Annotated in this window: 9 protein-coding genes, 1 other RNA gene and 1 pseudogene; 10 read left to right on the top strand and 1 reads right to left on the bottom strand. The window is 49.7% G+C overall.

The features are described 5' to 3' along the window. The first annotated feature begins 154 nt into the window (after positions 1 to 154). The 9 genes and pseudogenes from ACO0LD_RS17115 to ACO0LD_RS17075 form a co-directional block, all read left to right on the top strand. Positions 155 to 1,729 carry a vWA domain-containing protein gene (locus tag ACO0LD_RS17115; RefSeq protein ID WP_423008912.1) on the top strand — a complete coding sequence of 525 codons (1,575 nt, stop codon included), beginning with the start codon at positions 155 to 157 and terminating at the stop codon, positions 1,727 to 1,729. 718 nt (positions 1,730 to 2,447) lie between these two features. Beyond that, positions 2,448 to 2,789, top strand: coding sequence for a zinc-ribbon domain containing protein (locus ACO0LD_RS17110; protein WP_423008910.1), 342 nt, complete (start codon positions 2,448 to 2,450; stop codon positions 2,787 to 2,789). A 551-nt stretch (positions 2,790 to 3,340) separates the two neighbouring features. Further along, positions 3,341 to 4,576, top strand: coding sequence for an RtcB family protein (locus tag ACO0LD_RS17105; protein WP_423008908.1), 1,236 nt, complete (start codon positions 3,341 to 3,343; stop codon positions 4,574 to 4,576). 185 nt (positions 4,577 to 4,761) lie between these two features. After that, positions 4,762 to 5,787, top strand: a complete 1,026-nt coding sequence (gene rtcA, locus ACO0LD_RS17100; RefSeq protein WP_423008906.1) for an RNA 3'-terminal phosphate cyclase — start codon at positions 4,762 to 4,764, stop codon at positions 5,785 to 5,787. Positions 5,788 to 5,821: 34 nt separating this feature from the next. Then, positions 5,822 to 6,187 (top strand): hypothetical protein, encoded by a 366-nt coding sequence (locus ACO0LD_RS17095; RefSeq protein ID WP_423008904.1) that lies wholly within the window; start codon positions 5,822 to 5,824, stop codon positions 6,185 to 6,187. A 49-nt stretch (positions 6,188 to 6,236) separates the two neighbouring features. Then, positions 6,237 to 6,689, top strand: a complete 453-nt coding sequence (locus tag ACO0LD_RS17090; protein WP_423008902.1) for a DIP1984 family protein — start codon at positions 6,237 to 6,239, stop codon at positions 6,687 to 6,689. A 738-nt stretch (positions 6,690 to 7,427) separates the two neighbouring features. After that, positions 7,428 to 8,636: an RtcB family protein gene (locus ACO0LD_RS17085; RefSeq protein ID WP_423008900.1), complete on the top strand. Its 1,209-nt coding sequence runs from the start codon at positions 7,428 to 7,430 to the stop codon at positions 8,634 to 8,636. Positions 8,637 to 8,639: 3 nt separating this feature from the next. Beyond that, entirely contained in the window at positions 8,640 to 8,807 is a 168-nt protein-coding gene (locus tag ACO0LD_RS17080) for a hypothetical protein (RefSeq protein WP_423008898.1), read from the top strand. A gap of 165 nt (positions 8,808 to 8,972) precedes the next feature. After that, positions 8,973 to 9,557 (top strand): annotated as a pseudogene (locus ACO0LD_RS17075) (DUF1624 domain-containing protein); the annotation flags it as partial. Between the two features lie 609 nt (positions 9,558 to 10,166). Here ACO0LD_RS17075 and ACO0LD_RS17070 read toward each other — a convergent pair. Further along, positions 10,167 to 11,864: a thiamine pyrophosphate-binding protein gene (locus ACO0LD_RS17070; RefSeq protein WP_423008896.1), complete on the bottom strand. Its 1,698-nt coding sequence runs from the start codon at positions 11,862 to 11,864 to the stop codon at positions 10,167 to 10,169. Positions 11,865 to 11,987: 123 nt separating this feature from the next. On the opposite strand from ACO0LD_RS17070, the gene rnpB reads away from it, so the two are divergent. Beyond that, an RNA gene (gene rnpB / locus ACO0LD_RS17065) (RNase P RNA component class A) lies at positions 11,988 to 12,338 on the top strand. Positions 12,339 to 12,373: the final 35 nt, after the last annotated feature.

Genomic DNA, 12,373 nt, shown 5'->3' with positions numbered 1-12,373 from the left:
GGTGAATTCTGTATTTATCTATTTAAATCAATAACTTAAGTCGTCTTGTTAGATGTTGGTGCAGACCTGGCACGCCCATTGCAATAGAGATGGGCAAGAGCGAGTAAATAAACAGCTCTTCAAACATAAAAATAATAGATAGCGAGGAAATGAAATGGTTAATACTCAATTGTTCCAGAGTTTAAAAAACTCACTGACAAATAAATTTTTGCCAGTAACAGATGCAACAAATACAGCAAATTTTTCCGGCGCTGCAGCCTACAAGTTCACTGCTGAACACAAGCTGGCGCAGTATGCAGCCACTGGTTGCCTGAACGCGACTTACTACGCCAGTGCAGAAGCACAACTGGCAACAGTATTGGAATTGACCAAAGAGGTAACGCCACTGTTTGTAGCGCAAACCGCGATCTATTGCCGTGAGCGTGGCTATATGAAAGACATGCCAGCCTTGCTGGTAGCAGCACTGACGATGCGTAATGCAGTCGAGTTGCCACGTACTTTCAAGCGAGTGATGAATAACGGCAAGATGCTGCGTAACTTTGTGCAGATTCTGCGTTCAGGTGCGATAGGTCGTAAGTCCCTGGGTAGCCGTCCTAAGAAGCTGGTACAGGCATGGTTGAATACTGCCAGCGAAAAAGAATTGCTGGCAGCAGCGGTGGGTACTACGCCATCACTGGCAGACGTTGTGAAAATGGTGCATCCAAAACCGGTCGAGGCATGGCGCGAAGCTTTCTTCGCCTGGTTGATAGGCAAGCCATACAAGGCTGAGGCTTTGCCACCAGTCGTAGCAGCGTTTGAGGCTTTCAAGAAAGACCGCAGCCTGGCATTGCCGGATGTGCCTTTCCAGATGCTGACAGCGATGGATTTGACAACAGAAGACTGGGCACAGATCGCCCGTCAGGCTGGCTGGCAGATGTTGCGTATGAACTTGAATACCTTTGGCCGTCATGGTGTATATGCCTTGCCAGGCATGGTGGACTTGATTGCCGCTAAATTGAATAATGCAGAGGCAATTGCCAAAGCCAAGGTATTTCCTTACCAGTTGATGGCGGCTTACAAGGCAGCGAATGAAGAAGTGCCATTGCCCATCAAGAATGCCTTGCAGGATGCGATGGAAATCGCCTTGAGTAATGTGCCAGAAATATTTGGCAAGGTCGTGGTATGTGCTGACGTGTCTGGTTCCATGTCATCTGCAGTCACAGGTTACCGTGGCTCTGCAACGACAGCAGTACGTTGCATAGACATCGCCGCCCTGGTCGCTGCAGCAATGCTGCGCAAGAATCCATCGACTCTGGTTTTGCCGTTTGAAAACCAGGTTGTGAAATGTGAATTGAACCCTCGTGACAGCGTGATGACCAATGCGCAGAAGCTGGCAGCGATAGGTGGTGGTGGAACCAATTGCAGTGCACCACTGGTGAAATTGAACAAAGAGAAAGCGCAAGCTGACCTTGTGATCTTTGTCTCTGACAATGAATCATGGATGGATGCAAGCCGTGGCCGTTCCACTGCCACCATGGCCGAATGGAATGTGTTTAAACAACGCAATCCACAAGCCAAGCTGGTGTGCATAGACATTGCGCCTTACGGCACGACACAGGCAGCAGAAAGAGATGATATTTTGAATGTAGGTGGTTTTTCTGATGCCGTATTTAAAATCATCGCTGCCTTTTCTGCAGGCCAGTTGAGTGCAGAGCATTGGGTAGGTGAAGTAAAGGCAATTGATATTTAGAGAACCGCTGGCGGGGCAAATACAGTAACAGTCTCGCCAGTCCAGGTAATAAAAGTTTTTGAACGCAGCATGAATGCAAATGTGATTACACCTCTCACTGTAAAATCACCTTTAAACCTTGTCATGCCGTGCTTCAAAAACCATGTGAGTGTGGTCTTGAGTTTGAAATGCAGTACGAATGCGCTGGCGATTACATCCAAAAAAATCGCATGCAGACCTTGTCGTACCGTGTTTCTCAATACCGCAATCAGATGTCGCAGTACAGGTTTTGAATATGGCTTGAATGCTGACGTGATTACATTTGAAACGTAATATCACTTTCTATTCTTGTCATGCCATATTCAATAAATATCATTGTGCTTGTTTTCTTGAATGCCCTATGAATGCCCTATGAATGCTCATGTGACTACATTTGCAATGTTCACAGCAATTCTTGTCATAGGGTGGTTCAGGGAATAGATTTGTAAAGGTTTTGAATAAGACAGGAATGCTGACGTGATTACATTTTGCGAAAATGAGACTTCACTTCAAAATTTTGTCCTGGTTTGTTCAATCTGGTTTTACCCGAATGCCATCAGGATTACATAGACTATATTGGTGCGACTCCAATCTGTTTCATTCCGCAAGGGTGAAGCAGAAATCCCGGTAACACTTGTCGGGGTTTTATTTTTAAAGTATGGACGTGATGAAAAGTGGAAAACAAAGACGAGCAGAAATCATGGAAAAGCGGCACGCCCGCATACCTGTGAAAGAAAGTTTTGATGTCTATGCGATGCCTGCACCCATTGGAGCAGTCATGGCTAATTGTGAGGCATTAAGTCACAATAAGAATGCTATTTTTCTGCCCTTGTTTTATGTGGACTATACCTTCAACTGTCGTGATTGTGGATGCGCACAGATATGGACAGGCAAGCAGCAGAAATGGTGGTATGAAATCATGCAAGGGAATATCAATAGCGTAGCTATTCGATGTCGCCCTTGTCGCAAGAAAGAGCAGCAAAGAAAGAAGCTGGTCAGGGACTCACATTTGAGTGGTCTGGCAGCAAAGCACAAACAATAAAGTTTCCAGGCGAATGCCAGTGAACGTGCAACGGTCCTAAGGTGGTTAACAGATTCAGTATGGTCTGGTGTAGCCTGGGTACTGACTCTTCATCGAGTCTCCCGGCCGTCGGTTTCACAAACCCTTGTCGCCGCAAGTAATAGGAAATAAGAGGAAATGAAAGAGCTTGTGCAGTAGTAAAATTTTAGGCGAATGCTGGTGAAATTACATCACTTTTAATGAGGCTGTCGCGGGTTCGAAGCCCGTCACGAAATCTCGGTTTCGTGTAGCTCAGTTGGTAGAGCACCTGTGGGTAACCACATACATTTCACCGAATATTGTCGCCACCCCAAAATGGTAGCTTGTAAAGTAAGAGAAGTGAGGCAACGGTTAATAGTTGTAGCAGTAAAAAAGTTTAGGCGAATGCTGATGAAACTACATCTCTACGAACGAGGAGGTCGTGGGTTCGATTCCCGCCATGGCGTAATCTGGCGCCGTGTAGCTCAGTGGTAGAGCGCTTGTTTCATCACCCCCTTGTCGCCACCAAAGAATTTAATAATAAAGAGAAAAATATGAAACACGAAGATTATGATGTAGTGCAGTACAAAGATGGTCGTCCTATCAAAATGTGGACCAAAGGTGTTCCTGTTGAGGAAGAAGCCAAACAACAATTGGCGAATACCTCCCGTTTGCCTTTCATCTACAAACATATTGCCGTGATGCCAGACGTGCATCTGGGTAAAGGTTCTACTATCGGTAGTGTGATACCTACCCTGGGCGCAGTGATCCCGGCGGCGGTTGGTGTGGATATCGGTTGCGGGATGATGGCTGCCAAGACTACCCTGTTCGCACACGATTTGCCAGATAACCTGGGCCCTTTGCGTACTGCAATAGAAAAAGCCATACCGCATGGTATGTCGCCTAAGACCCGTAGCTTCAAAGGCCGCGATAAGGGTTCATGGGAATCGCCACCAAGCGCTGTGGATAATGCCTGGGCAGAATTGAAAGATGGTTTCGATGAAATCTGTTTGAAAACCCCGCGTTTGAGAAACACCAATAACTACCGTCATTTGGGGACTTTGGGTAGTGGTAACCACTTCGTTGAAGTATGCCTGGATGAAGCCAATGCCGTATGGTTTATGCTGCATTCCGGTTCACGCGGTGTAGGTAATGCGATTGGTAGCCATTTCATCGAATTGGCCAAGCAGGATATGCGTACCCATTTCATTAACTTGCCTGATCAGGATCTGGCTTATTTGCCAGAAGGCACCCAGCATTACAAGGACTACATTGAGGCAGTAGGCTGGGCGCAGAAATTTGCGCGTATGAACCGTGAAGTGATGATGCTGAATTTGATTGCTGCTGTGCGTACCGTGATCAGTAAACCGTTTGAGACCCATGTAGAAGCGGTAAACTGCCACCATAACTATGTACAGAAAGAGCATCACTTCGGTAAAGATGTATTGGTAACCCGTAAAGGTGCGGTATCTGCGCGTTCCGGTGAGCTGGGGATTATCCCTGGTTCCATGGGAGCCAAAAGCTTCATCGTGCGTGGTAAAGGAAATGAAGAAAGCTTTCATAGCTGCAGCCACGGCGCAGGCCGTACCATGAGCCGTACCGCAGCCAAGAAGTTGTACACTGTTGCTGATCAGATCGCCGCAACCGAAGGTGTGGAATGCCGTAAAGATGCCAACGTGATTGATGAAATCCCTATGGCATATAAAGATATCGACGCCGTGATGCTGGCCCAGACTGCCCTGGTGGATGTGGTGCACGTATTGAAGCAGGTTGTTTGCGTTAAGGGTTGATTTGGTTTGCAAGCCTAAGACCTCTCAACACAGAGACACAGAGTCACAGAGAAAAACAGAAGAAGATCCATTCATTTTATTTCTGCGTACAGTTTTCAGGCAATGACTCTCTCTTGAATTTCTCTGTGTCTCTGTGCCTCTGTGGTTAATGGTCTTGAACTTGATTTGAATTGAAAATAAAAATAATGAATAAGAAAATGATAGAGCTGGATGGCTCTTTGGGTGAGGGTGGTGGGCAGATATTGCGTACGTCTTTGAGCCTGTCCATGATTACTGGTCAACCGTTTCGCATCATCAATATCCGTGCTGGCCGCGCCAAGCCTGGTTTGCTGCGTCAGCACTTGGTTGCGGTGCAATCGGCTGCGGCTGTCAGTGGTGCACAGGTGACTGGTGCAGAGCTGGGCTCGACCACGCTGGAATTTATTCCATCGGGTATCTATGGTGGCACTTACCAGTTCGCTATCGGCAGTGCTGGTAGTTGTACCCTGGTGTTGCAAACACTGATACCTGCTTTGCTGTATGCCGATAAACCATCGACCATCAAAATCACTGGTGGCACGCACAATGACATGGCACCGCCTGCACAATTCTTGCAAAAGGCCTATGGCCGGGTATTGCAGCAAATGGGTGCAGATGTCAGCTTTGAATTGAAGCGCTATGGTTTCGTCCCTGCCGGTGGTGGTGAAATCGTCGCCCAGGTACAACCATGCAAACAGTTGAAGAAAATTGATCTGCTGGAACGCGGTGAAAGACTCAAAGGCTACGCCGAGAGCTTTGTCGCCGGTGTACCTGTCGATGTCGCCAAACGGGAGCTTGAATGCGTAGGCGCCGGCATGGGCTGGAATGCCGATCAATTGCTGGTACGTGGCCTTAGCAATGACCAGGGGCCCGGCAATGTGCTGCTGATTACGCTGGAACATGAACAGGTTACCGAAGTGTTTTGCGGTTTTGGTGAAAAAGCCGTCAAGGCAGAAAATGTCGCCAAACGCACGGTGCAGGAATTGCGTGAGTATGTCGCATCCGGTGCTGCTTTGGGTGAGCACCTGGCAGACCAGGTCATGCTGCCATTTGCACTGGCGGGTGGTGGTAGTTTTACCTCCAGCGTGATATCGCAGCATGCCAAAACTAATGCCGACGTGATCGCCAGGTTTTTGCCAGTTCGTACTGAATTTTCTGAGGATGAGAAAGGTTTTTTGTGTGTGATTAAATAATTACCCAGATCATGAAAAAGAGGAAAAGACTGGAATGAAACGTTCATATTGGCTAGTGTCCTATGGCGGGCCGCATTTTGGTGTTTTTATGAAAAAATTACAGCGACTCATGAAGACAACGGCGATTGATATCACCACGTCAGTTCACAATTCAAAAAATGGAAAGCAGATATTGACGAGTTTTCTGCTGGAGCATCAGGTGGATAACTGGCCAGAACTGGTCGTACTTACTTTGCAAGCGGCGCAAATAATTGCAACCGAATGGAAAGTAGCACTTGGATCTGAAAATGGCGGTCGAACAATGAGTGGATACTATGAAAATTCTCATAGAGCCCTGAGTGATATGCACAGCATGCATTTTAAAATTTGCGAATCACAAGTTTATCAAGCTTGGGTATGACTAACTTTGGTTCGCTATATACGAAAAACCGATTAAGCAGAGGTTTAATATGAAACTTGCAGAAGCCTTGTTATTACGAGGTGATTTACAGAAAAAACTGGCATCCATGCGTGAACGCATAGTGCGCAATGGTCTGGTACAGGAAGGCAATACGCCTCAGGAAGATCCTGAAGCCTTATTGCTGGAGGCTTATACCGTGACCACAGAGTTGGAAAAACTGGTACTGGCAATCAATGCGGCGAACATGAGCAACAAACTGCCAGATGGCCGTAGCCTGACAGCCGCCATCGCTGAGCGCGATAGTTTGATACAGCGCCATGCCTTGTTGCAGGCAGCCATAGGGTCGACACATAAAGAACCAGATCGCTATAGCGCGCGTGAAATAAAATGGGTGTCTGTATTCGATGTGAAGAAATTGCAGAAGCAGTCAGAAGATCTGGCCAGACATTTGCGTGAATTGAATGCGAAAATCCAGGAAAGTAACTGGCAGGTAGTGTTGTAAATGAGCTTGTAAAGTTTTTGGAACATAGGGTGAGCGTGGAACCCCGGCCCGATGACAGGGGGTGGAAAATATACTGGGATCGCTAACCGAGCGCGATGGGCAGCGCCAACAAATGACAACTCAGCCCATCACATCGCACTGTTGAAATTGCATACTGCAAACTTGACTACCACACGCTGACTATGTTCCAACCCGTTTAAAAAAATCCACTCAGTCATTGGCATTTTTTGCTCAATGATTTTTGTGGATTTTTCGTCGATAAAAATAATTTTTGTTGACACAGTAATTTAATCTCGTGCAGAATCTAGTCTCTTCGATATGCAGCAATTTAGAAATCCGCAGCAATTCGATTTTTTCCGATTTTTCATCAACACCCAATTCAAGAAAGGAACGGCCATGCCACGGAATACGGCTAGTAAGAACAATCAATACTTTTAGCCCCGTGCACGACGCTCGGGGTTAAGGCAAATCGCCAACCCGAGCCGGTCGTTTTTTTGAAAACCCCGGTGAGGAAACTCGTCGGGGTTTTTTACTTTTCAAAACGCTGATTTTTTGTTGGAACGCCAGAACTTGCATTGCCTTGCGCGGTGCGAGCAGGGATGGTGTTCGCTCAAAAAAATACGCAGGCTTATTGACGAAGAAAAGCAGCCAGATATGTCTCATGTCAGCAGCAGGATTTGCTGACTCGGTGTGAACAACTGGCTGAAAAAACACCGGCATCACAAGAAGGAAAATTGTATGCCTATAGCTCAAAGTTTGCACAAGGCCAAAGTGCCTGTGCATATATTTACCGATGATGTTGATCACACTGCGATACAGCAGTTGCTCAATATCGCTAATTTAAACATCGTCCATCCTTACGTGGCGGCCATGCCTGATGTGCATGCGGGTGTGGGTGCCACGGTAGGCAGTGTGATACCTACCCGTGCAGCCATTATCCCTGGTGCCGTGGGTGTCGATATAGGTTGTGGCATGAATGCCGTGCGCACGACTTTGACTGCCAGCCAGTTGCCAGATAATCTGGCGAAACTGCGCAGTGCCCTGGAAGCCGAGATACCTGTCGGTTTTCGCCAGCATGCATGGAACCGGATGCGCGGGTCTGCGCTGGTCAGGGTGGGCAAGCCCTTGAATGACAGGCTGGACAAGATCGTTGCCAAGCACAAAAGCATCATGAAAATGCTGCCAAAGTTTTACCAGACCTGGATATGCCAGTTGGGTACCCTGGGTGGCGGCAATCACTTCATTGAAGTGTGTATCGATGAAGAGCAGCGCGTCTGGATCATGCTGCATTCCGGCTCGCGCGGCGTGGGCAATGTCATAGGGCGACATTTTATCTGGGCCGCCAGGAAAGAAATGTGGCGGCACCAGATACATTTGCCGGACAAGGACTTGTCTTATTTCACTGAAGGCTCGGAATTGTTTGACGACTATGTTGAAGCGGTGCAGTGGGCGCAGGATTATGCGCTGGCCAACCGTAGCGAGATGATGCGCAGGGCACTGGCTGTGCTGGAAAAAGAAGTCACCAGTTTCAAGCTTGATGGTGAAGCCATCAATTGCCATCACAATTATGTGTCGCAAGAAACCCATGGTAATGAAAACCTCTTCATTACCCGCAAGGGAGCTATTTCTGCCCGCATGGGCGAGATGGGGATTATTCCTGGCAGCATGGGCGCACGTAGTTATATCGTCAGGGGCAAGGGTAATCCTGAGTCATTCTGTTCCTGTTCTCATGGGGCGGGGCGCAGGATGAGCCGGGGTGAGGCGAGGGAGACGTATGATGCTGATGACCTGGCAGCCCAGACTCAGGGTATAGAATGTCGCAAGGATAAAGGCGTAGTCGATGAAATTCCTGCAGCGTATAAGGATATCGATGCAGTCATGGCGCATCAGCGTGATCTGGTTGAAGTTGTGCATACCTTGCGTCAAGTCGTTTGCGTGAAAGGATAAGAGATGAAACTCACAATCAAATTGCCCAAGCCACGCAATCCACTGGCAGTAGTGGCAAAACAACGTAATGCCGGTGTCCATGGTGCACTCAATCCCAAGCGTACCGAACGCAGGCAAGAGAAGCAGCGCTTGCAACAACTCAAGGGCGGACGGCTGAAGGATGAAGAGTAAGCATCTTATTTGTGTTAACTGGTTTTAATCATGGCGCTCATTTGGCAACAAATGGGCGCTTTTTTCTTTTCCTGACTTGAAATACTTTGCTGCGGGCTGTGAGTGCTGGATAGAATTGCTGCATTAAAATAAAAACTGCGCCTGGTCGCAGACGGGGGATACGCCATGATGCGACAAAACCGGCTACAAGCCATAGACCTCTTGCGCGGTCTGGTCATCGTACTGATGGCGCTGGATCATACCCGCGACTTTTTTGCGGTCACTCCATTTGATCCACTGGATTTGCAGCAAGGCTCGCCAGGCTGGTTCTGGACGCGCTGGATCACCCATTTATGCGCGCCCATCTTCGTGACTCTGGCGGGCATGTCGGCCTTTTTGCGGGCGCAGCAGCGTGATAAAAAAGATATGACGCGCTATCTGCTAAGTCGTGGTGCCTTGCTGGTTTTTCTGGAATGCACCTGGGTCAGCTTCAGTTGGCAATTTGATTTCAATGTGTTCATCTTGCAGGTGATCTGGGCGATAGGTGTGGCGATGATGGCGCTGGGCTTGCTGATCTGGTTGCCGCGCTGGGCGATTGCCCTGGTTGCAGCAGCATTGATATTGCCGCATAACCTGCTCGATGGCATGCATGCCAAAGGCAGCCATGTCTTGTTCATGGCCTGGCACCAGGGCGGCTTTTATCCCCTGACTGATAAGTTGGGTATTGTCTTTGCCTACCCGCTCATGCCCTGGATAGGCTTGATGGCGGCTGGTTATGCGCTGGGGCCGGTGATGTTGTGGGAAGCTGACAAGCGCCAGCGTTTCCTGTTCTCAGCTGCGGCTACCCTGTTTGTGAGTTTCGTGATTTTGCGCAGCGGTAATTATTATGGCGACCCTGATTTTTGGTCGGCACAGGGCAAGGGCTGGTTCTATGACTTCATGTCTTTCATGAAGGTACATAAATATCCACCCTCCCTGCTTTACCTGTGCATCACGCTCAGCATAGGTTTGGGCACATTGGCCTTGATGGATAAGTATGTGCGAAAACCTTTACCGCTGCTGATGTTGTTTGGCAAGACACCCATGTTCTTTTATCTGGTGCACATTGCATTGATTCATGCCCTGGGCTGGGTTTATATGCAGCTACGTTATGGGCAGATAGTGGATTTTCGCAAGCCTGAGGCGACGCCGGAGTATGAAGCTTCGCTCCTGGTTTGCTATCTGGCCTGGTTGTTTGCCTTGGTTGTGATGTGGGGATTGACGAAGTTATGGCTGGCGCGCCGGGCTGCAGGCCGCTTGCAGGTGACCGCTTAGCTTCGCCTGATTTCGCCGCTATCCCTCGCAGGGAATAGCGGCGCATTTCTTACTGAATTGCTATATTTATTTACCCGAATCCTGCGCTGCCTTGCGCAAAGTTTCCAGCGTCGCACCTGGCGTGATCAGGTTGCCGTCATAACGCAGTTCTATAAGCGCAGGCAGATTGTGCTCGCGGCTATGGGCCAGTGCTCTTTCCAGCGCCGGGGCAAATTCTGCCGTGGTACTGACAATTTCACCACTGCCACCAAAAGCCCGGGCCAGGGCGGCAAAGTCCGGGTTGTGCAATTCCGTACCAGACACGCGCGCCGGGAATTCTTTTTCCTGGTGCATGCGTATGGTGCCATACATGCCGTTGTTAAAGACGATGATGACCACGCCTGCCTTGTATTGCACGGCAGTTGCCAGTTCCTGGCCATTCATCAGGTATTCACCGTCACCAGCAAAGGTAATGACGGTGCGTTGCGGGTCTATGATCTTGGCGGCAACACCAGATGGCACGCTATAACCCATTGCGCCAGAGGTCGGGGCCAACTGCGTGCGCATGCCACCGTAAGGGAAGTAGCGGTGTGCCCAGGTCGCGTAATTGCCTGCGCCATTGGTGATGATGGTGTCTTTGGGTGCCAGGTGCTTGATGTCCTGCACCACTTGCCACAGGTTCAACGGGGCATTTTCTTCGGCGAAAATTGCAGGTTCGGTTTGCCAGGCCAGCAAGTCGGCCCGTGCTTCGCTGACTGTTGCCTTCCACTTGGTGGCGGCATCCAGGCCTTCCATCTCTGCCAGTGCTTCGGCAATTTCCTTCATGCCGCTGTTGATCATCAGGTCAGCCTGATATACGCGGCCAAGCTCCAGTGCGTCACTGTGGATGTGCACCAGTTTCTGTTTGGGTATCGGTGCTTCCAGCACGCTGTAACCGCTAGTGGTCATTTCACCCAGGCGCGGGCCTATGGCAATTATCAGGTCGGCATCTTTCAGTCTTTGCGCCAGCTTGGGATTGATGCCTATGCCTACATCACCTATGTAGTTGGGGTGGGCATTGTCCATCAAATCCTGGAAGCGGAAGGCGCAGGCTACAGGCAAGTGATTGCTGGTAGCGAATTCGCTGATGTGCTGACAGGCTGCCTGGTCCCAGCCGCTGCCACCGAGTAACAGCACAGGGCGTTGCGACACGGTCAGCATATTGCGCAGTTGCGCCAGTTGCTGTGGCGAGGCGGATGCCTGCACCGGTGTGTAATGACGGGTGTCGGCGACTTCGGCCACCTGAGCCAGCATATCTTCCGGCAATGCCAGCACCACCGGTCCAGGGCGGCCGCTGGTGGCGACCTGGAAGGCGCGGGCGATGTATTCAGGCACGCGGTCCGCGCGGTCTATCTGGGCTACCCATTTCGCCATCTGGCCAAACATGCGGCGGTAATCAATTTCCTGGAAAGCTTCACGCTCGACAAAATCATTGCCGACCTGGCCTATGAACAAAATCATTGGTGTGGAATCCTGATAAGCCGTATGCACACCAATAGAGGCGTTGGTCGCACCCGGCCCGCGGGTGACAAAGCAGATGCCGGGTTTGCCTGTCATCTTGCCATAGGCGTCAGCCATGAAGGCAGCGCCGCCTTCCTGGCGGTTGATGATGAAGCGTATGGGGCTGTCATGCAGGGCATCCAGCACTGGCAAATAACTCTCGCCAGGTACACCAAAGATGGTATCGACACCGTGGATCTGCAGGGCATCCACAATCAACTGGCCGCCAGAACGTGATTTCAGCATGATAGACAATGATAAAAAGTAAAAGCAGTACGCTACCAGAAAGCCTGCTTAATTTGCATCGTAAATGAGGGTTAGGAACTGAATTATCGCTGAGTGGGGTACGAGTAAGGTACAATAGTGCCCGAAGCAGGCCAGACAATCGCTGGTTGCCTTGAGTAATCAAGGTGACGGGAGGAAGGTCCGGACTCCATAGAGCAGGGTGACGGCTAACGGCCGTACGTTGAAAGCCAGGGCGCAAGTTTTGGTATAAGACGAGGAATAGGGCCACAGAGACGAGCGTATTAAGTTACGGTGAAACGCGGTAACCTCCACCCGGAGCAATTTCAAATAGGCACGCGTTGATGTTGCTCGCGGAGCGTGCGGGTAGAAAGCTTGAGCGGCGGAGTAATCCGTCGCCTAGAGGAATGATTGTCATAGCAGACGGCAGCAATGTCTATGCCGTAACAAAATCCGGCCTATCGGCCTGCTTCATTTATTTTGCATTTCCACCAGGCAAGTCCCTTGCCGCC

The organism is Undibacterium sp. Ji83W, from assembly GCF_049340385.1.
GTDB lineage: Bacteria > Pseudomonadota > Gammaproteobacteria > Burkholderiales > Burkholderiaceae_D > Undibacterium.
The sequence above is the reverse complement of the archived record's forward strand: the minus strand, read 5'-3'. Positions and strand labels throughout refer to the sequence as shown.

Excerpts from the sequence above, each read along its gene's own strand:
- ACO0LD_RS17115 (WP_423008912.1), top strand. The coding sequence starts at position 155 with ATGGTTAATACTCAATTGTTCCAGAGTTTAAAAAACTCACTGACAAAT.
- ACO0LD_RS17110 (WP_423008910.1), top strand. The coding sequence starts at position 2,448 with ATGGAAAAGCGGCACGCCCGCATACCTGTGAAAGAAAGTTTTGATGTC.
- ACO0LD_RS17105 (WP_423008908.1), top strand. The coding sequence starts at position 3,341 with ATGAAACACGAAGATTATGATGTAGTGCAGTACAAAGATGGTCGTCCT.
- rtcA (WP_423008906.1), top strand. The coding sequence starts at position 4,762 with ATGAATAAGAAAATGATAGAGCTGGATGGCTCTTTGGGTGAGGGTGGT.
- ACO0LD_RS17095 (WP_423008904.1), top strand. The coding sequence starts at position 5,822 with ATGAAACGTTCATATTGGCTAGTGTCCTATGGCGGGCCGCATTTTGGT.
- ACO0LD_RS17090 (WP_423008902.1), top strand. The coding sequence starts at position 6,237 with ATGAAACTTGCAGAAGCCTTGTTATTACGAGGTGATTTACAGAAAAAA.
- ACO0LD_RS17085 (WP_423008900.1), top strand. The coding sequence starts at position 7,428 with ATGCCTATAGCTCAAAGTTTGCACAAGGCCAAAGTGCCTGTGCATATA.
- ACO0LD_RS17080 (WP_423008898.1), top strand. The coding sequence starts at position 8,640 with ATGAAACTCACAATCAAATTGCCCAAGCCACGCAATCCACTGGCAGTA.
- ACO0LD_RS17070 (WP_423008896.1), bottom strand. The coding sequence starts at position 11,864 with ATGCTGAAATCACGTTCTGGCGGCCAGTTGATTGTGGATGCCCTGCAG.